Annotated in this window: 14 protein-coding genes and 3 tRNA genes; 3 read left to right on the top strand and 14 right to left on the bottom strand. The window is 73.7% G+C overall.

All coding sequences use genetic code 11. The features are described from left to right. Window positions 1–13: 13 nt before the first annotated feature. The 5 genes from AB0G35_RS04550 to AB0G35_RS04530 all read right to left on the bottom strand — a co-directional run bounded on the left by AB0G35_RS04550 (window position 14) and on the right by AB0G35_RS04530 (window position 7,722). Window positions 14–4,147 (bottom strand): TIGR02680 family protein, encoded by a 4,134-nt coding sequence (locus AB0G35_RS04550; protein ID WP_360943539.1) that lies wholly within the window; start codon window positions 4,145–4,147, stop codon window positions 14–16. Beyond that, complete coding sequence (locus AB0G35_RS04545; protein WP_360943536.1) at window positions 4,144–5,391, bottom strand: TIGR02678 family protein; 1,248 nt, start codon at window positions 5,389–5,391, stop codon at window positions 4,144–4,146. Before AB0G35_RS04545 ends, AB0G35_RS04550 begins: the two co-directional genes overlap by 4 nt. Then, window positions 5,388–7,007 (bottom strand): TIGR02677 family protein, encoded by a 1,620-nt coding sequence (locus tag AB0G35_RS04540; protein ID WP_360943533.1) that lies wholly within the window; start codon window positions 7,005–7,007, stop codon window positions 5,388–5,390. Before AB0G35_RS04540 ends, AB0G35_RS04545 begins: the two co-directional genes overlap by 4 nt. Before the next feature lie 77 nt (window positions 7,008–7,084). Continuing rightward, entirely contained in the window at window positions 7,085–7,492 is a 408-nt protein-coding gene (locus AB0G35_RS04535; RefSeq protein WP_360943530.1) for a PIN domain nuclease, read from the bottom strand. Beyond that, entirely contained in the window at window positions 7,489–7,722 is a 234-nt protein-coding gene (locus tag AB0G35_RS04530; protein ID WP_360943527.1) for a type II toxin-antitoxin system VapB family antitoxin, read from the bottom strand. The genes AB0G35_RS04535 and AB0G35_RS04530 overlap by 4 nt, the downstream gene beginning before the upstream one ends. Window positions 7,723–7,928: 206 nt before the next feature. On the opposite strand from AB0G35_RS04530, the gene AB0G35_RS04525 reads away from it, so the two are divergent. After that, window positions 7,929–9,566: a hypothetical protein gene (locus AB0G35_RS04525; protein WP_360943524.1), complete on the top strand. Its 1,638-nt coding sequence runs from the start codon at window positions 7,929–7,931 to the stop codon at window positions 9,564–9,566. Window positions 9,567–9,956: 390 nt separating this feature from the next. On the opposite strand, the gene AB0G35_RS04520 is transcribed toward AB0G35_RS04525, so the two are convergent. The 3 genes from AB0G35_RS04520 to AB0G35_RS04510 all read right to left on the bottom strand — a co-directional run bounded on the left by AB0G35_RS04520 (window position 9,957) and on the right by AB0G35_RS04510 (window position 10,359). Continuing rightward, window positions 9,957–10,030, bottom strand: a tRNA-Ile gene (locus AB0G35_RS04520). Window positions 10,031–10,208: 178 nt separating this feature from the next. Next, a tRNA-Asn gene (locus AB0G35_RS04515) sits at window positions 10,209–10,281 on the bottom strand. A 5-nt stretch (window positions 10,282–10,286) separates the two neighbouring features. Beyond that, a tRNA-Asn gene (locus tag AB0G35_RS04510) sits at window positions 10,287–10,359 on the bottom strand. A 220-nt stretch (window positions 10,360–10,579) separates the two neighbouring features. Here AB0G35_RS04510 and AB0G35_RS04505 point away from each other — a divergent pair. Both AB0G35_RS04505 and AB0G35_RS04500 read left to right on the top strand, forming a co-directional pair. Beyond that, complete coding sequence (locus AB0G35_RS04505) at window positions 10,580–10,879, top strand: YtxH domain-containing protein (RefSeq protein ID WP_360943521.1); 300 nt, start codon at window positions 10,580–10,582, stop codon at window positions 10,877–10,879. A gap of 113 nt (window positions 10,880–10,992) precedes the next feature. After that, the gene (locus AB0G35_RS04500; protein ID WP_360943518.1) at window positions 10,993–12,474 is read left to right on the top strand and encodes an FGGY family carbohydrate kinase; all 1,482 of its coding nucleotides are present in this window, start codon (window positions 10,993–10,995) and stop codon (window positions 12,472–12,474) included. Window positions 12,475–12,655: 181 nt separating this feature from the next. On the opposite strand, the gene AB0G35_RS04495 is transcribed toward AB0G35_RS04500, so the two are convergent. The 6 genes from AB0G35_RS04495 to AB0G35_RS04470 form a co-directional block, all read right to left on the bottom strand. Next, window positions 12,656–14,038, bottom strand: a complete 1,383-nt coding sequence (locus AB0G35_RS04495) for an RNA polymerase sigma factor (RefSeq protein ID WP_360943515.1) — start codon at window positions 14,036–14,038, stop codon at window positions 12,656–12,658. Window positions 14,039–14,473: 435 nt separating this feature from the next. After that, window positions 14,474–16,396 carry a DNA primase gene (dnaG, locus tag AB0G35_RS04490; protein WP_360943512.1) on the bottom strand — a complete coding sequence of 641 codons (1,923 nt, stop codon included), beginning with the start codon at window positions 16,394–16,396 and terminating at the stop codon, window positions 14,474–14,476. Window positions 16,397–16,530: 134 nt separating this feature from the next. Continuing rightward, complete coding sequence (locus AB0G35_RS04485) at window positions 16,531–17,556, bottom strand: pyridoxal-phosphate dependent enzyme (protein WP_360943509.1); 1,026 nt, start codon at window positions 17,554–17,556, stop codon at window positions 16,531–16,533. Between the two features lie 9 nt (window positions 17,557–17,565). Then, window positions 17,566–18,831 (bottom strand): FAD-dependent oxidoreductase, encoded by a 1,266-nt coding sequence (locus AB0G35_RS04480; protein WP_360943506.1) that lies wholly within the window; start codon window positions 18,829–18,831, stop codon window positions 17,566–17,568. A 272-nt stretch (window positions 18,832–19,103) separates the two neighbouring features. Continuing rightward, window positions 19,104–20,417 carry a deoxyguanosinetriphosphate triphosphohydrolase gene (locus AB0G35_RS04475; protein WP_360943503.1) on the bottom strand — a complete coding sequence of 438 codons (1,314 nt, stop codon included), beginning with the start codon at window positions 20,415–20,417 and terminating at the stop codon, window positions 19,104–19,106. Next, on the bottom strand, window positions 20,414–21,295 hold the full coding sequence (locus AB0G35_RS04470; protein WP_360943500.1) for a CbiX/SirB N-terminal domain-containing protein: 882 nt from the start codon (window positions 21,293–21,295) through the stop codon (window positions 20,414–20,416). The genes AB0G35_RS04475 and AB0G35_RS04470 overlap by 4 nt, the downstream gene beginning before the upstream one ends. Window positions 21,296–21,402: the final 107 nt, after the last annotated feature.

The raw sequence follows: 21,402 nt of genomic DNA, 5'->3' as shown, positions 1-21,402 counted from the left end.
GTCACCTCCTCGTTCACCTCCAAAGTGCGTCCTGGCTCTCGGCAGCGGGCGCGACGGCCTGCTCGGGGAGGGACACGAGCCCGTGGTCCGGCTCTGTGCCCCGCACACGCTCGGCGCCGTCCCATTCCCAGCGGGTCACCAGGACCGCCGGGATCTCGTCGACGCGGGACAGCTGGGCGATGGCGATGCCGGGGACCTGCGGGTAGCAGGCCCATTCGCGTTCGCTGGTCATGACGACGTCCAGGTCGAAGGCGTGCAGCAGGCCCAGGCACTTGGCGCGGGAGTCGTCGTCGACACCGGCGAAGGCCTCGTCCAGGGTGACCAGGCGCGGGGCGTGGGGGGCGGCTGTGGCGTAGTGCGAGGAGGCCGCCGCGAACAGCGGCACGCTCACGGCGAGGACGCGTTCGCCGCCGGAGGCGGGGCCGGTGGCCGGGACCCACTTGCCGTGCTGATGGCGTTCGATGCCGAACTCGTGCCAGCCGCGGTGGTCGAGGGCTGCGGTGAGCACCTCCAGCCAGCTGCCCGCGGTGTCGTCGGCCTGCCTGCGGGCGATCTCGGCCTGCAGGAACTCACCGACCGCGGCCCGGTCCTCGATCGTCCAGGCGTCGGCGGACTGGCGCAGTCGCTCGCGGACCTGGGCAAGCCCGGCAGGGGCCTTGCGCGAGGGGCGCCAGACGAGGCGCAGCCTCATGCCCGTGGAGGTGGGCCGTTCCTGGAGTTCGGCGTTCATGGCCCGTACCTGCCGCTCGGCGGCGCCGATCAGCTCCTGCAGGGTGCCGGCGACCTCGGTGAGCAGGTGGGTTTCGAGGATCTCGCGTTCGTGAGCGGACAGGATGCGGGTCAGCTCGGCAACCTCCGCGGCGAGGGCCACGACGAGCTCGGGGACGGCCCGCTCACGGCCCTGGTAAACGATCTCGACGACCATGCCGTCCTCGACCATCCGGGCGGAGGCGCCGTGTCCTCCCCGGGAGAGGGCGTCCTGGAGCTTCTTGTACTCCTCGCTGAGCCGCTTCTGGACGCGCTCCCAGGCGCCGTCGGAGTCGTCGGTGCCGGACAGTTCCGCCTCGATGGAACGGGCGAGGGCGACGGCCGGAGTGGCGGCCCACGGCCCGGCGCCGAGCGGGGGTACGGCGGCCTCGGGCAGGGCGACGGACAGCAGGCCGGTGGCCGCGAACCGCTGGAGGGCGGCGATGGCCTCGGCGCGGGCCGCGGTCGCCTCGCGGACGTCCACCTCAAGGCGTTCGATGTGCCCCTGGGCGAGATGGGCGCGCCGGTCGGCGGCGGTGTGCGCCTCGCGGGCCCGCCGGTGGTCGCTCTCGCACGCGGCCAGCGCGTCGGTGGTCTCGACGAGGCGTCGCTGAAGCTCCGCGACGGCGGCGCCCACGGTCGAGCGCAGGGTGGTGTGGCGTTCATCCGCGGCGGCGGCGAGTCGGGCGGACTCCTCGGCGCGCAGGGTCAGTTCGGCCACCCGGGTGCCGGCCCGCTCGGCCTCGGCGCGCTCGTCGGCCAGGGCGCGCGCCGCGTCGGCACGCTCCCGCAGAGCGGGCCACAGGGCGGCGAGGACGGCGGTGTAGTCGGCCAGGGCCTGGCGGACGGTGGCCAGGCCCGCCCGGTCCGCGGGCAGGTTCATCGCAGCGGCGGTCTCGGCGAGTTCGGTGGCGGCCTCGGCCTCGCGCCGGGCCGCCTCCTCCTGTTCGGCCGCGCGTTCGTCGCGGCGAGCACGGGCCCGGTGCGCGGCGTCCGCGGCGGCACCGGTGAGGGCGTGCGCATGACGCAGGGCGGCGTCGTCGGGGACGGTGGCCAACTCGGCGTCGAGGATGTCGCGGCGCCGGTCGACGGCGGTACGCTCGGCGGCGAGCTGGGCCATCTCGTCCGACAGGGCGCCGAGTTCGGTGCGCAGGGCGGCGATCCGGGCCCGGCGCGCCTCCTCGCGGGCGCCCTCGCCGACGTACACGGCCGCCGGTTTCGACCAGCTGCCGGTCAGCGCCCCGACGCGGAAACGGCCGTCGGCCACCACCCAGGTGTCTCCCCCACTCTCGACTTCGCTCGAGCGGGGGGACCCCCATCCGGAGCCGAGGCCCACGGCCGCCAGCAGCCGGGCGACGGTCTCCTCGCCGGCCTCGAGGGCCCGTGCGTCACCGTGGTCGACGGCGGGCCGCAGCACGTCGGCGAGTGTCGGTCCGTTCAGGGGGGCACCCGGCGACAGCAGGACGTCGTGCCCGTCCGCGTGTACGGCAGTGCCGTCGGGGCGTACCCAGGCGTCCAGGAGGCCGGAGGCCTCCAACGCTGCCTCCAGACCCGCGCGTTCGTCGGCTCCGACATGGTCGCGGAAGTCCACCAGCCGCCACAGCGGTGCGCCGGGCGCCTGCTCGCGGACGCCGGGCGTACGGGTGTGGGGTACCGTCGGTCCGCGCTGGCCGCCTGCCTCCAGCTCGGCCAGCTCCCGCTCGGCCTCGGCGTGCCGGGCCCGGAGCGCGGCGAGTTCCTGTCCGAGGACGGCCGTACGGTCGGCCAGGCGCGCCGCCCGCTCGCGGTGTACCTCACCCGCCCGTTCCCGCGCCGGATACGGGCCCTGGCAGTGGGTGACCCAGTCCTGCACGGCATCCAGCAGTCCGGCCGGGTCGGCGACGGCCAGTTCCTGGCAGGCGTCCAGGTGCGTGCGGACGCGGTCGACGAGGCACCGGCCCGCCTCGGCGGCCCGCTCCTCGGCCTCGGCCTGCCGCCGCACGGTGTGGCCGAGCTCGGTCTCGGCGTCGTCCAGGCGGCGGGCGGCGGCGCGCCGCTCGGCGGCGGCCTCGTCGGCGCTCGCCGCCAACTCCTCCATATGCCCGATGGTGCGGCGCCTGCGGGCCACCGCCTCCTCGGCTGTACGCCGCAGCTCGCTCTCCGGCACGTCGCCGGTGCGCAGCTCGCCGTCGAGACGGGCCGCCCCTGCCGCTTCCCGCTCGCGGGTGAGCGTGTCCTTGACCTGCTCCTCGGCCGCGTCGAGGCGTCGCCGGGCCACCTCGAGGCGGCCGAGTGCCCGGGTGTGGGCCTGGGTCGCCTCGTCCCGGTCGGCCTGGGCACGGGCCAGCTCGCCGACGGTGCGGCGCGCGTCGGCCGCCGCCTGCTCCAGCTCCCGGGCACTGCGCATCTCGGGGCCCTCGCGCAGTGCCGCCTCCTGCGCCCTCAGACGGGTGGCGGTCTGCTCCATCTGAGCGATCCGCTCGGCGGCCTCCGCCCGGTCGCGCTCGGCCTCCTCCTGCTCTGCGCGGGCCTGCGCCAGGTCGCGGTGGAGCTGCTCGTAGCGTGCGTGCTCGCTGCGGGGCAGCCGGGCCCGGCGCCTCGTCGCGACGCGGGCGTAGCGGCGGTAGTGGTCCAGGAACGCGGAGGCGGCCCGCTCGGCCTCGGCGGCGGCTCGCAGTTCCTCCTTCTCTTCGTCCAGGGACCGGAACGCCTCGGCCACGTCCGCGACCACCGCCTGGTCCATCGGCGGCAGCGCCTCGGTCAGCGCCCGGGACAGCGCGGCCTCGTTGGGCCGTTTCGACAGCTGCGGCTGGCGCAGCTGGATGAGCAGGTCGACGAGTGCGGCGTAGCGCCGCTCGCCGAGGCCGAACAAAGCCTCGTCCACCGCCCTGCGGTACCCCGTGGCCGTGTCGTACACCATGCCGCGCCCGGCGATGGCCTCCGCGAGCCGGTCCCGCGACAGCGCGGTGCCGGTAGCGTCCAGCAGGCTCAGCTCCTCGCCGACGCGCTGGTCGGTGACTGCGTACCAGTGGCGGGCGATGCCGCGGCCCGCCACCGCCTTCAGCCCGCAGGCGAGGGTGCGGAAGCGGGCATGTCCGGTGTCCTCCTCGACGCGGCCGAACTCGATCCAGGTGTAGCCGAGCCGCTCGGGGTGCGGATGTTCCCCGCCGAGCAGCAGGTTCCACTCCATCCGCTTGCCCGGGTCGGCGTCGGGCTCCACGCGGCGCGCGGACAGGTCGCCGTCGAGGAGGAAGGGAAGGGTGAGGGCGAGGACCTTGGACTTTCCGGTGCCGTTGTTGCCGCGCAGCAGCAGCCGCCCGTCGCGGAACCAGAACTCCTCGGCGTCGTAGTAGAAGAGGTCGACCAGGCCGATGCGCAGCGGTCGCCAGCGGCCGGGGGCGGGCTGGGGCAGAGCGGTCACGGCTGCGGTGCCTTTCTCTGGGAGACACGGGAGGTACGGGGGGTACTGCGGCCCGGCTCCACCACGACGGTGTCGCCGACCGCGTACCGGGCGAGCGCGGGCAGCGGAGCGACGCCGGTGGGGGTGCGGGTCACCAGGGCGAGCGCGGTCAGCTTGGCCAGCGCCTGCTCGACCAGCTCCCCTTCCGCGCCGGGCTGCTTGGCGCTCTTGGACCAGAACCCGCCGTGTTCGGCGGCGAGTTCCCGCACCCGGTGTTCGAGCTCTTCGCGGCTCACCTCGCCGCCCGCCGCCGCGAGGTGCTCGGCGAGCAGCAGGGTGACGTGCCCGTGAGTGCCCTGTTCGGGCATCCTTACGTCGGTGAGGTCGTCCTGGGGGTCGACCATGGCGATGCCCTCGGCCCGCACCTCCGCCACCAGGCCGGTCAGTTCGCCGACGCGTGCGGTGAGGAAGGCCCGCTGGCGGGTCAGGTAGGCGAGTTCCTCGTCGGTCAGCTCGTCGTAGTACAGCACCGGGTCGTCGAGGAGGCGGCGGGTGAGCTTCTGGCGGATCGCGCGGAACCGCAGCTCTTCGCTGTCCAGGGCGCTCTCCGCGGTGAGCCGGGCCAGCCGCTCCTCGAAACCGTCGGCGGTGATCGTCGACGGGCCGTGGCGGGCGGCGAGCAGTCCGGCGAGGACACGGCGCTGGACGTCGTAGAGCACGTCGCCCGTCCCGCTGACGTAGGCGTCCTCGTCCCCGGCGACCCGCCGCAGCACACCGTGGCGCAGCAGCAGCCGTACGACGGCGGCGAGGTCCAGGCGCTCGTCGCGCCGCTCCAGCGTGAACTCGATCCCGGCGGCGGCCAGGTGCGGGTCGGCGGCGTCGAGAACCACTTGTTCGGCGAGGCGGCCGAGCGCGATCTGCGCCTCCCCGCGCTCCAGTGCGGCGAGCGCCAGACACAGCAGCACATAGCGTCGGCGGGTGAACGGGGCACCGGCGCGGGACGCCTCCCGCGCCGGATGGGTCGGATCGGCGGGGGTGCCGGGCGTCTTTCGCAGCCGGGCGGCCTCCGCGTCCACCCGCAGCGACCAGCCGGTGTTGCGGTCGAACCAGTCGCGCAGTTCGGCGGTGTACTGGCGCACGAGGCGATAGGCGTCGGCGTCCGGGCCGTGCGCGAGCAGCAGCGGCTCCTTCAGCAGGGCGCGGGCGGCCTTGTGGAGCTCGGCGGTGCGCCGGCTGTCCAGGACCTCGCCCAGGAGGGTGGTCATCGCGCCTCCCGTGCGGGGGTGCCGGTGGTGAGGTCGGTGATCTCGACGAGGTGGTCGGGGCCGCGGAACACGCCACCCGGGTTGCGGATCTCGGCCGTCGTACCGTCGGTCAGCGCGGTCAGCAGGATCTCCATCGTGCCGTCGTTGCTGGTGGCGGCGGTCGTCGTCATGCCGGGCCGCCAGGTGGCCAGGGCGTCGCCGAGCAGGCGCAGGAGCAGGCCGAAGGCCACCGGGTCGAGCTCTCCCAGTGCGGACAGCCGGGTGGTGCCGTCCGTCGCCAGCCGGGCGCGGGCGGCGGTGATCTCCTCCGCCTGCTTGGCGGCGATCTCGGCGAGCTGCCGCCGCGGTTCAGATCGGTCCTGCACCTTGCGGGGCTTGCCACGCCGCTCATAGCTGCCGGTGCGGCGCAGCTGCGGGCTCATCCGCAGGGGCTCGGCCTCGGCCCACGGGGTGGACGCGGCCACCGGGTGGGCGGTGCGCTCGGCGAGCGTGTCGGCGTCGACGGTGAGATGCCGGGCGGGATACAGGCCGAAGGCGGCGCGCCACAGCCGGTGCCGCGCCGCGTCGTCGGGGGCCTCGGCGAACCAGCGGGCCAACGTGCGGAAGTCCGCCGACCGGTCCGAACGCCCGGCCCGCCGCTCATTCAACTGCCGTACGACGGCGAGGAGTTGCGGGATCGCCCCGAGGGCGCGTCCGCGCAGCAGCCGGGCTTGGGACTCGCGGCCGTCCGCCGACACGAACCAGGCGGCAAGGCCCGCCCACTTCGCCGCCCATCGTGCGTACGCCCGCGCCTCGGCGCTCTCGGCCTCGTCCGGGGCGGCGTCGGCCGCCTCCCGCGCCGCCGCCAGCCGCAGCAGGGCGCCGACCCGTCCCTGCTCATCCAGTTCCCCGATGAGCAGGGCGATCCGCCCGCCGAGAGTGATCAGATCCTGGATGAACCGCTCCAGGTACTGGATCAGCCGGTCCTTGTAGGCGAGGAAGACCTCCACCTCGACGCCGTGCAGGTCGATGGTGCGCTGCAGCGATCCCATGAACGCCCGCGCGTTCTCGGCCAGCGCCTCGAACCGGCCGGTCAGCGTGGACAGCGCCAGGTGTGCCTTGGCCGCGTCCGGCTGCCCCTCCCCCCTCTCGGCAGCGATCACCAGCAGGGCCCGCAGTTGCGTGACGATGTCGTGCAGCGCCACCGCCTGCAGCGCGCCGCGCCGTCCCAGCGCCTCGTCGTACGCGGACAGCGCCTGCTCGGCGGCCTCGCCGGCCTGTGTGAGCTGGTAGATGAACCGCTTGCGGTAGAAGTCCTCGACCGCCGTGACTCGCGAGGTGTCCGGGTCCGCGCGCAGATTGCCCCACTCGACGAGGCTGTCCAGCGCCTTGACCACGGCGTCCAGGGCTGCGGGCCGCCGCTGAGGGGGCAGCGCCGCCTGCACGTCCTCGGGCCGCAGATGCACCGCGAACCGCTCCTTGGCCGCCAGGAACGCCCCCATCACGTCGCGGTAGAGGGCGCTGTTGGGCGCGGTGAGGTGCGCGAAAGGAGCGTACGAGGCATGGCCGGAGGGGTCGGCACGCCCGGAGGATTCCGCGGACTCGGTGCGATCGGGCTCGACAGGCTGCGATGTCATCGTCTCGGCATTGTTCCCGACGCACACCGCACCACGGCAATCATGGCCCAAGCTCCACATTGAGGTACCAGGTGTGATCAGGCTCGCGCGTCCCGCTGTTCCACTTCCTTGAGCACCGCGGCCACGGCGGCGAAGTCGTTGTCCACGTGGAGCACGGTGTGGCCGTGGTGGACCGCTGTCGCGCAGACCAGAAGGTCGACAGCACCCGCAGAGCGATGCTGGCCGCGCTGAGTGAGCTTGTACTGGGCGGTGTCCACCCAGCGCCAGGCGTTCTTCGGCACCGGGGAGAGCCCGCACAACGCGTCCAACTCCTCGGCGAGTTCATCCCGGTGCACTGGCCCCGTGGCCGAGTACAAGAACTCGGTACGGGTGGGCTCGCAGATGTGGAACACCCCGGCGGCGATATGCCCCTCCCAGGGACGCAGGGCCCCGGGAGTGCGGAAGAGGTGCCACAGGGCCGAGGTGTCGAGAAGATAGGTGATCACTCGAAGGCCGCCCGACGGGCATGCTTACGGGCCTCGTGCGCGGCCGCCGCGGCGTCGAACTCGCCTCGCTCACCGCGTGCGGCCAGCTTCTCCGCCGCCTCCAGTCGCCTGATCCGGGCTACGTAGTCCCTCAGGGCCGCATTGACCGTCTCCTTCTTCGTGGACGCCCCCATCAGGCGCATCGCCTCGGCCAGCGCCTCGTCATCAAGATCGATCTGGGTCACGGACATACGGCCACCCCAACGCCGAGAGGACATGATGTACATAACTAACATACATCACCAACATGCGATGCGTCGCGCCCTGATGTGCCACGGCGACCCGTTCGCGCCCGTACCCCGGGCCCGATCCGCCATGCTGGGGGCGGTATGGCCATGCACCCCATGGGTCGGTCACCACGAGCCTGCACGTTCCCAAGGCAAGGTTGCCCTGATCAGTGACATCCGACGCTTCGCCCCCGGCCGCATGGCTGCACCGCCTCGATGCCGTACACCTGGCGCAGGTGCTGGAGGCACGCCCGGACGCCGCGTCCCCACCGGAGCCCCGCTCGATGAGTGACCTGGCCAATCGTCTGCAGCGCCCGGGCTCAGTGGCCGTGGCGCTCCCCCGGATCCCGCTGCCCGCGCTGCAGGCGGCCGAGGCGCTCGCCGCGCTGGGGACACCGGCTCGGCGCGACGCCCTTGCGGATCTGCTGGGCGCAACGGAGGGTGAGGCCGCTCAAGGTCTGGAAGCGGCACTTCACTTGCTCGCCACGCATGCGCTGGTCTGGCCGGACAGCGGGGACACGCTGCATATGGCCGCGCCGCTGCGGGGGGCGTGGAGCGCACCGCTCGGACTCGACGTCCCTCTGGCGGGGCTGCTCAAGGACGCGACGTCCGACGACCTGCGCCGCGTGCTCGTGGCACTGGGCGTGCGGCCACCCACGACCAAGCCACAGCGCCTCGCGGCTCTCCTGGAACACCACGGCGACCCTCAGCGCCTGGCCGACGTGATCGGACGGGCCCCGGCGGACACCCGGAAACTGCTTCAGCGCCGCGCGGACCCCGAGTACCGACCGCAGCCCTCCATCGTCTTCGGAACCCCGGAACCCGCTCCAGAGCCGGGTGCGCGCTGGGCACTGGAGCGCGGACTGCTGGTCCGGAGACGTTATGGCCACGGCCCGGTCCGGATGCCCGCCGAGGTGGCGCGCGCCCTGCGCGGACCCGGCTGGCACGCTCCCTTCGCCCCCGTGCCGCCCACCCCGCCCCTGACACCCGTCCCGCCTGCGAAGGTTGACGCGGAGGCGTCCGCCGCGGCCACCGTGTTCGCCGCCCACGCCGCCTCGGTCCTGTCGGTGTGCGCGACGGACCCGCCCGCCCGGCTCAAGTCCGGTGGAGTCGGAGCGCGCCAGCTGACCCGGGCGGCCAAGGCGGCACGCTGCGAGGAGGCCGTCGTGCGCCTCGCCCTGGAAACCGCGTACGAGGCCGGGCTGTTGGCCCCTGACGGGGACAGGGTCGTAGCCACCGACTCCTATGGGAGCTGGGCGCATCTGGAGCCCGCGGAGCGGCTCCCGGTACTGCTGCACGCCTGGTGGCCCCTCGCCCTCACTCCGTCCCAGGCCCGCGACGAGGACAACAAGGCGCTGCCCGCCCTGGCCGGGGCGCCGCCCTGCACCGGCTGTCTCCAGGCCCGGCAGGGGCTGCTCAGCGCCGCCTCCCGGCTCCCCGCCGGACAGGGTGCGAAGAACCCGGCGGACCTGGGCCCCCTGACCCACTGGTCACGTCCGCTCGCCGAGCTGCTGCCGCAGGATGCGACACCGTTCGCCACCGTGATCCGGGAGGCGGAGCTGCTCGGCGTCCTCGCCCGCGGTGCCCTGTCCCCCCTTGGCGCCGCTCTGCTGACCGGCGACGCCAAGGAACTGGCCGCCGCCTGCCTCCGCCTGCTTCCCGCGGCCACCGCGACGGCCCGGTTCGGCGCCGACCTGACCGCCGTCGTCACCGGTGCTCCCACCGCGCGCCTGGTCACACTGCTGGACTCGGTCGCCGACCGGGAGACCAGCGGCACGGCCTCGGTATGGCCGGCCCTGATGCCGTAGAAGGACAGCGCCCGTAGCTCGCCGTGCGCAGGACGGGGGTCAAGACGTGACGCCCCGCATTGCGGTGCTCGCTGCGATGTTCGAGGCCGCGCCGTGGAATCGAGACGGCGAAGCGGGTACACGTGCCCCCGCTCCGACCAGCTCCGTGCCCTCGTGTCCACTGCACGTCCACTCGATCTTGTTCCACGGTGCCGTGACACGACCCCCGGCACACGGAGCCGCTTGCATCGCTGCACGTCAGGAGGTTGTACGGAGTCGACCGAGTACAGCGCAAGGGCCTCCGTCAACGCCTGTGAGCAGCGGATTCTCTCCGTTGGGCCAGAGTTCGAGACCCAACTTGACCGAAGAGACGTTTCCGCAGGTCAGAACGTTTCTCTGACCTGCTCTCGGTGGGGCGGGTGGGACTCGAACCCACGGCCGACGGATTATGAGTCCGCTGCTCTAACCGGCTGAGCTACCGCCCCTCACGGCGCGTCGCGCACATTTGTGCGCGCCGTCTGCCGCAGCATAGCCGCTCATACGATCTGCTGCCCGTGAGGGCTGCCGTTCCGCGACCTTGCATGCCCAAGAGGACTTCGATCACCGGGGTTTGGTTCCGTGGCGCACGAAAAAGGGCCCCTTCCGGGACCCTTCCTCGCTCTGCTCCCCCGACTGGACTCGAACCAGTAACCCTCCGGTTAACAGCCGAATGCTCTGCCAATTGAGCTACAGGGGATTGAGCTCCCCCGACTGGACTCGAACCAGTAACCTGCCGGTTAACAGCCGGCTGCTCTGCCAATTGAGCTACAGGGGATTGCTTCGTGTGCCTCGAATGCATCGCTGTCCGGGTCTCCGGACGGCGGGCGCTCGCTGCGACACATACATTAGCGCAAGCAGGGGGGTGCTCCGCCAATCGGTATCGCCTCAGGTCACCTCGGGTGATCTGCGGCCCCGGAGGGTAGGCGCGCGGCAGAGCCCGGCGATCCGGTGCGTACGGGCACCGGAGGGGACCGAACACAGGGAAAGGTGGAGCAATGCGCTACCGGCTCACTTTCATCGCGGGACTGGCCACGGGGTACGTGCTCGGTGCACGGGCCGGCCGGGAACGGTACGAGCAGCTCCGCAAGACCGCCCAGCGGGTCACGCAGAACCCGGCGGTCCGCAACAGCGCCGAGTCGGTCGCACTGACCGGTCGGGACGCCGCGGCCAAGGCGTTCGGGAAGGTCTCGGCCAAGGTGGAGGACCGGCTCCCGGCGTCCGTGAGCGACCGGGTGCGTTCCCTGCGGGAGCAGCGTTCCGCCGACGAGGACGAGTGGGGCACCAGCAACACCTGAGCGGCGGCCCCGACGGCCCGGACCCGACGGCCCCGTGGCGGACGGCGGGCGGCGGCCGCTGGGGCAAACCCTGACTCTTTCCCTATGCATCCCATGGGGCATCATCTGGGGCCATGGGGATAGTCGCCGGATTGGACAGTTCGTCCGAGAGCACACGGATCGTCGTCTGCGACGCCGACACGGGCGCCGTCATCAGGCAGGGGTACGCCCCGCACCCGGTCGAGAAGGGGCCGGACGCCGACCCTCAGGCGTGGCTGATGTCACTCGGGGAGGCCGCGGGCAACGGGCTGCTGGAAGGCGTACAGGCCATCGGGGTCACGGCGCAGCAGCACGGGCTGCTGCCGCTGGACGCCGAGGGCAATCTCGTCCGTCCTGCGCTGGTCGGCAATGACAAGCGGGCCCAGAGCGCCGCGGCGGACCTGCTGGACTCGCTGGGCGGCCGCACCGCCTGGGCGCAGGCCGTCGGGGCGGTGCCGCAGGCCGCGCACCCGGTGACCAAGCTGCGCTGGCTGGCACGTACGGAGCCGGAGCACGCGGCCCGGGTGGCGGAGGTCATGCAGCCGCACGACTGGCTGGTGTGGCAGCTGCTGGGGCGGCCGGCGCGGCGGACCACGGACCGGGGCGCGGCCTCGGGCACGGGCTTCTGGTCGGCGGCGACCGCCTCGTACCGGCCGGAATTGGTCGAGCTGGCACTGGGCCATCAGGTGCGGCTTCCGGAGGTGCTGGGTCCGTCCGGGACCGCCGGTTTCACCCCGGAGGGGCTGCTGATCTCGGCCGGTACGGGCGAGACCATGGCGGCCGCCTTCGGGCTGGGCGTCGGCGAGGGGGACGCCGTGATGTCGCTGGGCGCCTCGGGGTCGGTGTTCGGGATCCATCACGAAGCGGTGGTCGACCCGAGCGGCACGATCACCTCGTTCGCCGACGCCACCGGGCGGCATCTGCCCGTGGTGCACACCAGCAACGCGGTGCGGGTACTGCGGGGTGCCGCGGAGATGCTGGGGACGGACCTCCAGGGCCTGTCCGACCTGGCGCTGAAGTCGTCGCCCGGTGCGTACGGCATGGTGCTGCTGCCCTATCTGGAGGGCGAGCGGACGCCTCATCTGCCGCACACCGCCGGGTCGTTGCACGGGATGCGGCGCGAGTCGATGAAGCCGGAGCATCTGGCGCGGGCCGCCGTCGAGGGCATGCTCTGCGGGCTCGCCGACGCGCTGGACGTCCTCCGCGGGCGGGGCGTGGCGGTGCGCCGGGTGTTCCTGCTGGGCGCGGCGGCGGAGCTGGCCGCGGTGCAGACGGTCGCGCCGGCGCTGTTCGGGGTGCAGGTCGTGGTGCCGCAGCCGGCCGAGTACGCGGCGCTGGGCGCGGCGCGGCAGGCGGCCTGGGCGTGGGGGGTGGCGCACGGCACGCTCACGCCGGCCGCCGGGGCACCGGCCGCACCGGGCGGCGGGTCCGCCTGGGTCGATCCGCCGCAGTGGCCGGCCGCCGCAAGCCAGGTCTTCGAGCCGGGCGAGGAGCTGGCGGTCGGCCAGGCCGTGCGTCAGCAGTACGCCGCGGTGCGGGACGAGACCCATCCGGGGGCGTTCCAGCGGGAGGCGTGAGCGGCGCGCGGGCCGTATCGGCGCGCGGGCCGTATCGGCGCGCGGGTCGTATCGGCGCGCGGGTCGTATCGGCGCGCGGGTCGTATCGGCGCGCGGGTCGTATCGGCGCGCGAGCGGCATGGGCACCGCGGCGGTGCCGGTCCGGGCCGTGCACGGTCGCGGTCGCTCCGTCGGGTGTGGCTCAGTCCAGGTAGCCGCGGAGCTGGTCGGCGAAGGCGTGGTCGCGGAGTTTGTTGAGGGTCTTGGACTCGATCTGCCGTATCCGTTCGCGGGTGACGCCGAAGATCCGGCCGATCTCCTCCAACGTGCGGGGGCGGCCGTCGGCCAGGCCGTAGCGGAGCTGGACGACCTTGCGTTCGCGTTCGCCGAGGGTGGACAGCACCGCGTCGAGGTGCTCGCGGAGCAGCAGGAACGCGGCGGATTCGACGGGTGAGGCGGCGTCGCCGTCCTCGATGAGGTCGCCGAGGGCGACGTCCTCCTCCTCGCCGACCGGGGCGTGCAGCGAGACCGGTTCCTGGGCCAGCCGGAGCACCTCGCCGACCCGTTCCTCGGTCAGGCCGAGGTGGGTGGCGACCTCCTCGGGGGTCGGCTCGTAGCCGCGTTCCTGGAGCATCCGGCGCTGGGCCCGCACCACGCGGTTGATCAGCTCGACCACGTGGACCGGGACGCGGATGGTCCTGGCCTGGTCGGCGAGGGCGCGGGACATCGCCTGGCGGATCCACCAGGTGGCGTAGGTGGAGAACTTGTAGCCGCGGGCGTAGTCGAACTTCTCCACGGCGCGGATCAGCCCGAGATTGCCCTCCTGGACGAGGTCGAGCATGGTCAGGCCGCGGCCGACGTAACGCTTGGCGACGGAGACCACCAGGCGCAGGTTGGCCTCGATCAGCCGGCGTTTGGCCATCCGGCCGAGGACCACCAACCTGTCGAGGTCATGGGCGAGTTGGGAGGACAGGTCGGGGGTGCGGGTGAGCTTCTCCTCGGCGAACAGGCCGGCCTCGACGCGACGGGCGAGCTCGACCTCCTCGGCGGCGGTGAGCAGCGGGATCCGGCCGATCTCGCGGAGGTACTGGCGGAAGAGGTCGGAGGAGGGGCCGCTGCTCGTATCGGCGCGGGGCGCCGGGCCGGGCTCGGGCTCCGCTTCCGCTTCCGCTTCCGGCTCCGGCTCCGCTTCCGCCACCGCCTGCGCTTCCGCGTCCGCCTGTACTGCTGCCTCTGCCTGCACTGCTGCGTCCGCGGCCGGCTCGGTGGGGAAGTCCGGCCCGTGCTCCGGGTCGGGGGCGGGCCGGGGGCCGAGGACGTCCGGGGCGAGGGTCAGGAGCATTTCGGCGGTGGGGGGTTCGGCCTGCTGCGGGACGGTGAGGGGCTCGGCGGGCGGTTCGAGCAGCGGCCCGGCGACCGGCTCCGCGGCCGGTGGCGCGACGGGTGGCGGGAGCTGCGGGGCGGCGGCCGGCGCGTCGGCGAGGGTCCGGGTCTGCACGGGGGCGACCTCCAGGGTGATCGCTGCGGTGGCGGCAGAAAGGCCGGGTACGGTTGCGGCCGAGCCGCCGTCCGTCCCGTACGTCAAGAGCGGTTCCGCGGGGGTTTCCGGTGGCGTACGACCGGACCCGCCGCGCTCCGAGGACTCAGGCACCGCTCCTCAGTGTGGAGTACGACACACGCCCGCCACGAGGGGCGTGCGACCACTTTTTGAGTCCGGTCCGTGACCGGACGGCTACGGCGGGGTGTGGGGGGGGCGGGGCGGGGGCCGGGGCCGGTGAGCGGGGGCGAGGCCCGGGGCCGGGGGCCGAAGCCGGGGCCGGGGCCCGGGGCCGGGGCCCGGGGCCGGTGAGCGGGGGCGAGGGAAGGCCGGGACGCGGGGGAAGGCCGGGGGGCGGGGCGGGGTCCCTAGGGGGTAGCCAAATGCCTCCCCTAGGGGTCGCGAAGGCCCCCTGCGGGGCCACAACGCTGCGGAGGGGGTGGGGTATTCCGCGGGGTGGGGTATTCCGGGGATGGTCGCGTTTTACAGCGCCGCGTAGCCGCGTTCGCGGAGGGACTGGCCGTACTGCTGGAGGACCCAGAGTTCGTTCTGGACGGCGGCGAGGTGGTCGGGGTCGGCGCGGGGGCCGAGGCGCTGGAGGGTGCCGCGGATTTCGGCGACGCGTTGGTTGACGGCGGCGAGGCGGACCGCGACCAACTGGACGCCGGCGTAGGCCTCGTCGGGGTCGCGGCGGGTGTGCAGGGGCTCGACGGCGAGTTCGGTGATCATGGCGCGGACGGTGTCGTCGGGGGCGGCCTCGCGTACCCGCGCGATGTAGCCGTTGTCGGCGGCGCCGGCCGTGGCGCCGCCGGCCTCCTCGATGCACTGGCGGACCACGGCGTAGGGCGGCGCGGTGAACTCGTCGGCCCCGTAGGCGTCGAAGGCCGGGGAGACCAGGTCGGGGCGCTGCAGGGCGAGCTTGAGGAGTTCGCGTTCGACGCGGTGGGCGGGGCTGCGGAGGTTGAGGGCCGGGCCGCGCGGGACGGCCGGGTGGGGCGGCTCGGCGGCGGCCGGGGCGGCGCCGGGGCGGGGGCGGCGGCCCTGGTCGGGGCCGGTGCCGTCGCGGCCGCGTTCGCGGGCCCAGCGGGCGAGCTGCGCGACCCGCTTGACCACGAACTGGGTGTCCAGGATGCCGAGCATGCCGGCGAGCTGGACGGCGGATTCGTGCTGGATGGAGCTGTTCTTGATGTGGGCGACGATGGGCGCGGCCTCGTCGAGCGCGGCGGCCCGGCCGACGGCGGTGTCGAGGTTGTGCCGGGAGACGACGTGCCGCAGCGCGAACTCGAAGAGCGGCGTACGGGACTCGACGAGGTCGGCGACGGCCTGGTCGCCCTTGTTGAGCCGCAGGTCGCAGGGGTCCATGCCGCCGGGGGTGATGGCGATGGAGGTCTGGGCGGCGAATTTCTGGTCGTCCTCGAACGCGCGCAGGGCGGCCTTCTGGCCCGCGGCGTCGCCGTCGAAGGTGAAGACGACCTCGGAGCCGGAGTTGTCCATCAGCAGCCGGCGGAGGATCTTGATGTGGCCCTCGCCGAAGGACGTGCCGCAGGTGGCGATGGCGGTCGTGACGCCGGCCAGGTGGCAGGCCATGACGTCGGTGTAGCCCTCGACGACGACCGCGCGGTTGCCCTTGGCGATCTCCTTCTTGGCGAGGTCGATGCCATAGAGGACCTGGGACTTGCGGTAGAGGGGGGTCTCGGGGGTGTTGAGGTACTTGGGGCCGTTGTCGTCGTCGCGGAGCTTGCGGGCGCCGAAGCCGACGACCTCGCCGGCGATGTCGCGGATCGGCCACATCAGGCGGCCGCGGAAGCGGTCGATGGGCTTGCCGCTGCGGCTGTCCTGGGAGAGGCCGGAGACGATCAGCTCCTTGTCGGTGAAGCCGCGGCCGCGCAGGAAGCGGGTGAGGTGGTCCCAGCCGGCGGGGCTGTAACCGACGCCGAAGTGCTGGGCGGCGGCCTGGTCGAAGCCGCGCTCGGCGAGGAACCGGCGGCCGATCTCGGCCTCGGGGCTGTCGAGCTGTTCGACGTAGAACTGGGCGGCGGCCTTGTGGGCCTCCACCAGGCGGGTGCGCTCACCCTGCTGGCGGCCGGGGGTGTAGCCGCCCTCTTCGTAGCGCAGGGTGATGCCGGCCTGGGAGGCAAGGCGCTCGATGGTCTCAGCGAAGGAGAGGTGGTCGATCTTCATGATGAAGTCGACGGTGTCGCCGCCCTCCTGGCAGCCGAAGCAGTGGTACAGGCCCTTGGCGGGGCTGACGTGGAAGGACGGGGACTTCTCGTCGTGGAACGGGCAGAGGCCCTTGAGGTTGCCGCCGCCGGCGTTGCGGAGCTGGAGGTACTCGGACACGACGGCGTCGATCGGGACCGCGTCCCGTACCGCCTTCACATCGTCATCGTTGATCCTGCCTGCCACGCGTGAATTCTACGGCCGGGGTCGGACAGTCCCGGCCGGGTGCGCGTCGGCGCCGGGCGGACCGGGTGTGGGGCGGCGGGCATCGGGCCAGGTCGTCCCGCCGAGTCGGGGCGGGCAGGGGCGCGGGGCAGGCCTCACGCGGCCGCGCCCGCCATGACCGCCAGGAACCGGTCGAGGCCGATGTTGCCGCCGGAGATGATCACGCCGGTGCGGGGCGGGAGCGGGCCGGCCCGGCCGGTGAGGAGGGCGGCCAGGGCGCTGGCGCCGCTGGGCTCGGTGACGATCTTCAGCCGTTCGAAGGCGAACGTCATGGCGGCGCGGATCTCGTCGTCGGTCACCAGGACCACCGAGTCGAGCAGGCGCTGGTTGATCGCGAAGGTCAGGGCGCCCGGGGTGTCGACGGCCTGGCCGTCGGCGATGGTGTGCGGGACGGGGATGGTGACGGGGTGGCCGGCGGCCAGTGAGCGCCGGGTGTCGTCGCCGGCCTCCGGCTCGACGCCGATCATGCGGATGCCGGGGGCGAGCGCGGTGGCGGCGGTGGCCGAGCCGGCCATCAGGCCGCCGCCTCCGACGGGCACCAGGAGCGCGTCGAGCGGGCCGGTCTCCTCCAGCAGTTCCAGGGCGGCGGTGCCCTGGCCGGCGATGATGTGCGGATGCTCGTACGGCGGGATCAGGGCCAGTCCGCGGTCCTCGGCGAGCTGCCGGGCGAGGGCGGCCCGGTCGCCGGTGTAGCGGTCGTAGCGGACGATCTCGGCGCCGTAGCCGGCGGTGGCGTCCGTCTTGGAGCGCGGGGAGTCCTCGGGCATCACGATGACGGCGTGGCTGCCCAGTTCGCGGGCGGCCAGGGCGACGGCCTGGGCGTGGTTGCCGGAGGAGTACGCGACCACTCCCCGGGCGAGCTGTTCGGGGGAGAGCCGGGAGAGGGCGTTGTAGGCGCCGCGGAACTTGAAGGCGCCGATGCGCTGGAAGTTCTCGCACTTGAGGTAGGCCTCGGTGCCGGCCAGCGCGTCCAGGGTGCGGGAGCGCAGGACGGGCGTGCGGTGGGCGACGCCCGCCAGCCGCCGGGCGGCGTCCCGGACGTCGTCGAGGGTGACGGTGTCCGGGGCGCCGGGGCCGGCGGGGCGGGGGCGGCCGCTGGGGCCGCTGGGGCGCTGCGTCATGGGCGCACGCTACGGGAGCAGCGAGGCGAGCGGAACATCCGGATCGGCCAGTGCGGCGGGTTCCAACCGGGCACCGCTGCGGATGAGTTGCTGGATCGTCTCGGCGACGTCCCAGACGTTGACGTTCATGCCCGCCAGCAGCCGGCCGTCGGCGGCGAGCCAGAAGGCGACGAACTCCCGCTTGGCGACGTCGCCGCGGCAGACGACCTGGGCGTACGAGCCGGGCGGCGCGTAGCCGGAGTACTCCATTCCGACGTCGTACTGGTCGGAGAAGAAGTACGGGACGCGGTCGTAGCTGATGTCCTGGCCGAGCATGGCGCGGGCGGCGGCCGGGCCGCCGTTGAGGGCGTTGGCCCAGTGCTCGACGCGGATGCGGGTGTCGAGGAGCGGGTGGTCGGCGGCGGCGACGTCACCGGCGGCGTAGACGTACGGGTCGGAGGTGCGCAGTGCCGCGTCGACGGCGATGCCGCCGCCGGCCTGGGGGTCGGCGAGGTCGAGGCCGGCCTGCTCGGCGAGGGCGGTGCGCGGGGCGGCGCCGATCGCGGCGAGCACGTCGTGGGCGGGGTGTTCCTCGCCGTCGTCGGTGCGGACCGCGAGGACCATGCCGTCCTGGCCGACGATTTCGGTGAGGCGGGCGCCGAAGTGGAAGCGGACGCCGTGTTCGCGGTGCAGGTCGGTGAAGAGGGCACCGAGTTCGGGGCCGAGGATGCCGTGCAGCGCGGTGGGTGCGGGTTCGACGACGGTGACCTCGGCGCCGTAGGAGCGGGCCGCGGCGGCGACCTCCAGGCCGATCCAGCCGGCGCCCGCGATGACCAGTTGGCCGTTCTCGCGGCCGAGGGAGGCGAGGACGCCGCGCAGTCGTTCGGCGTGGGCCAGGCGGCGCAGGTGGTGCACGCCGGCCAGGCCGGTGCCGGGGATGTCCAGGCGGCGCGGTTCGGCGCCGGTGGCCAGCAGCAGCTTGTCGTAGGCGATCAGGGTGCCGTCCCCCAGGCGGACGGTCCGGCCGGCGGGGTCCAGGTGGACGGCGGGCTGGCCCAGGTGGAGCTCGATGTGGGCCTGGGCGTACCAGGCGGGTTCGTGGATGAAGACGCTGTCGCGCTCCTCCTTGCCGAGCAGGTACCCCTTGGAGAGCGGCGGGCGCTCGTACGGGTGGTCGCGCTCGTCACAGATGAGGATCACCCGGCCGGTGAAGCCCTCGGAGCGGAGCGTCTCCGCGGCCTTCGCCCCGGCCAGGCCACCCCCGACGATGACGAACGTCTGGTGTGCGTCGACCACTTGCTTCCTCCTCGTTGCGGTGCCGTACGTCCGCGTCCGCGTCCGTAAACGCCCCCGATGTGCCGCCGGTCTGGTTGTTCCGGTGTGCCTTCCCCCGTGTGCTGACCGGGTGTGCCGGCCCGATGTACTGGCCCGCTGCGCTGTCCCGGTGTGCTTTCCCCCATAGATGTGTGCGGTGTTGGCGGGGTTCTCTGTGTTCGCCGTTCGAAAACGGTCGGGTTCGAGCGTCCCGCACGGAGCGTGAGGGGGGAAGAGGGGCTTCCCCCCTAGGGTCACCCTGGGTTGCCCCGCCTGTTACCGGGGCGTCGGGTGAGACGGGCGTGCAGGGAGCGGGCCGTCGTGTCCGTCAGGGCCGCGATCTGGTCGATGACGACCCGCATCCGCGCGGTGTCGTCGGGGGCCGCCTCGAAGAGCGAACGGAACTGCGGATCAAGGCCGTCGGGGGCGCGGGCGAGCAGCGCCTCGGCGAGTTCGGCGATGACCACGCGCTGGTCGGCGCGCAGCGCCTCCTGGTCCGGGCGCTGCATCACGTACCGGTCGGCGACCGCTTTCAAAACGGCGCATTCCAGCCGGGTTTCGGCCGGAACCACCAGCTCCGCGCCGTAGCGGGTGAGCCGGCCGCTCCCCCACCGGGCCCGCGTCGCGCCCTCCGCGGCGAGGCAGAAACGGCCGATCAGCTGGCTGGTGGCGTCCTTGAGGCGGGCCTGGGCGAGCGCGCTGCCGTCGTAGCCGTGCGGCCACCACTCGTGCTCCAGCAGGCGGTCCAGCGCCGCGGCCAGTTCCTCCGGTCCGGCGCCCGGGGCGTAGCGCTCGGCGGCGACCGCGAAGATCTCGGCGCGTTCGGGGTCGGCGAGCAGGACGTTGGGGTCGAGGTGCCCGGCGTGCAGTCCGTCCTCGACGTCGTGCACCGAATACGCCACGTCGTCGGACCAGTCCATGACCTGCGCCTCGAAGCTGCGTGCCGCGTCGGGCGCGTCCTGCCGGAACCAGGCGAAGACCGGCCGGTCGTCCTCGTAGACCCCGAACTTCGGGGAGTGAGGGTCGGCGGGGTGCGCACCGCGCGGCCAGGGGTACTTGGTGGCGGCGTCGAGCGCGGCGCGGGTGAGGTTGAGGCCGACGCTGAGCACCGAGCCGTCCGGTGCGGGCACGAACCGCTTGGGCTCCAGACGGGCCAGCAGCCGCAGCGACTGGGCGTTGCCCTCGAAGCCGCCGCAGGGCGCGGCGACTTCGTTGAGGGCCTGTTCGCCGTTGTGGCCGAAGGGCGGGTGGCCGAGGTCGTGCGCCAGACAGGCGGTCTCGACCAGGTCGGGGTCGCAGCCGAGGGCGGCGCCCAGTTCCCGGCCGACCTGGGCGCATTCCAGGGAGTGGGTCAGCCGGGTGCGCGGGCTGGCGTCCCAGGCGTGGGTCGACGTGCCGGGGGTGACGACCTGGGTCTTTCCGGCCAGTCGGCGCAGCGCGGCGGAGTGCAGCACCCGGGCGCGGTCGCGCTGGAAGGCGGTGCGTCCCGGGCGTTTGTCGGGCTCGGGGACCCAGCGTTCGGTATCGGCCGCGGTGTAGCCGGTGATGGTCGGTCGTGTGCCCGTCATACAGCGACGGTAGCCGCCCTGGTGCTCTCCGGGCCGGATCCGGTGCGCGTGAGGAGCGCCTGGTCGTAGCGGTGCAGTACGAGGCGGGCCAGCGCGGGGTGGTCCCCCAGGGGCGCGGCGGCGACGCCGGGTGCGGCGGCCGCGCACTGGGTGGCGAAGCGGCCGGGGGCGGTGAAGCAGCTCGCCAGCGCGATCCGCTCGTGGCCGTCGGCGGTCAGTGCCCGGACCGCTTCGGCGACGGTCGGGGCGGCGGCGGACGCGTACGCGGGGACGACGGGGAGGCCGCCGAGGCGGGCGGAGAGGAGCCGGGCGGTGCGCTCGGTGTCCTGGGCGGAGCGGGCGGCGCGGGAGCCGGCGGCGGCCAGGACCACGGCCGTGCTCTCCCGGTCGGCCGCGGCGCCGGCCTCCAGCAGCCGGCCGTGCAGCGCCTCGGCGAGCAGCGGGTGCGGGCCGAGCGGTGCGGCGATCCGGCCGGTCAGGTGGGGTGCGGCCGCCAGGGCGGCGGGCAGGTCGTGGGTGACGTGGTAGCCGTGGCCGAAAAGCAGGGGGACGAGCACGGCGCCGCCGCGCAGCTCGGCGAGGGTGTCGGCGAGCAGCGGGCGGTTGAGCTCGATGTGCGCAAGGCGTACGGGGAGGCCGGGGCGGAGCGCACGGACCCGGTCGAGAAGCGCACGGACGGCCAGCAGGGCACGCGGGTCCCGGCTGCCGTGCGCGACGGCGACGAGGGTGGGCGCGGCCGGGCGCGGGGGCCGGAAGCCGTACGGCCGGACCGTGCGGAGCCGGCTGCTGAGCTGGGCGGTGATCTCGGCGGCGAGGTCTCCCGCACCGAGCGGGGCGGGAGAGGCGGAGGCGGAGGGCTGCGGTATCGGCACCGTCATGGTCCGAGCGTGGCAGCCGGGCGTTGCGTCGCCGTTTCCCCGCTGGGAATTCCGTGTTCCGGAGGGCTGCCGCCGGCGTTACGCCCCGTGTGCGCCGTCCTCCCCGG

It is taken from the genome of Streptomyces sp. NPDC021749 (assembly GCF_040640655.1).
Lineage (GTDB): Bacteria > Actinomycetota > Actinomycetes > Streptomycetales > Streptomycetaceae > Streptomyces.
Note: the sequence above shows the minus strand (reverse complement) of the source record. Positions and strands in the feature narration are given on the sequence as shown.

Excerpts from the sequence above, each read along its gene's own strand:
- AB0G35_RS04545 (WP_360943536.1), bottom strand. The coding sequence starts at position 5,391 with ATGACCACCCTCCTGGGCGAGGTCCTGGACAGCCGGCGCACCGCCGAG.
- AB0G35_RS04540 (WP_360943533.1), bottom strand. The coding sequence starts at position 7,007 with ATGACATCGCAGCCTGTCGAGCCCGATCGCACCGAGTCCGCGGAATCC.
- AB0G35_RS04530 (WP_360943527.1), bottom strand. The coding sequence starts at position 7,722 with ATGTCCGTGACCCAGATCGATCTTGATGACGAGGCGCTGGCCGAGGCG.
- AB0G35_RS04505 (WP_360943521.1), top strand. The coding sequence starts at position 10,580 with ATGCGCTACCGGCTCACTTTCATCGCGGGACTGGCCACGGGGTACGTG.
- AB0G35_RS04500 (WP_360943518.1), top strand. The coding sequence starts at position 10,993 with ATGGGGATAGTCGCCGGATTGGACAGTTCGTCCGAGAGCACACGGATC.
- AB0G35_RS04485 (WP_360943509.1), bottom strand. The coding sequence starts at position 17,556 with ATGACGCAGCGCCCCAGCGGCCCCAGCGGCCGCCCCCGCCCCGCCGGC.
- AB0G35_RS04475 (WP_360943503.1), bottom strand. The coding sequence starts at position 20,417 with ATGACGGGCACACGACCGACCATCACCGGCTACACCGCGGCCGATACC.
- AB0G35_RS04470 (WP_360943500.1), bottom strand. The coding sequence starts at position 21,295 with ATGACGGTGCCGATACCGCAGCCCTCCGCCTCCGCCTCTCCCGCCCCG.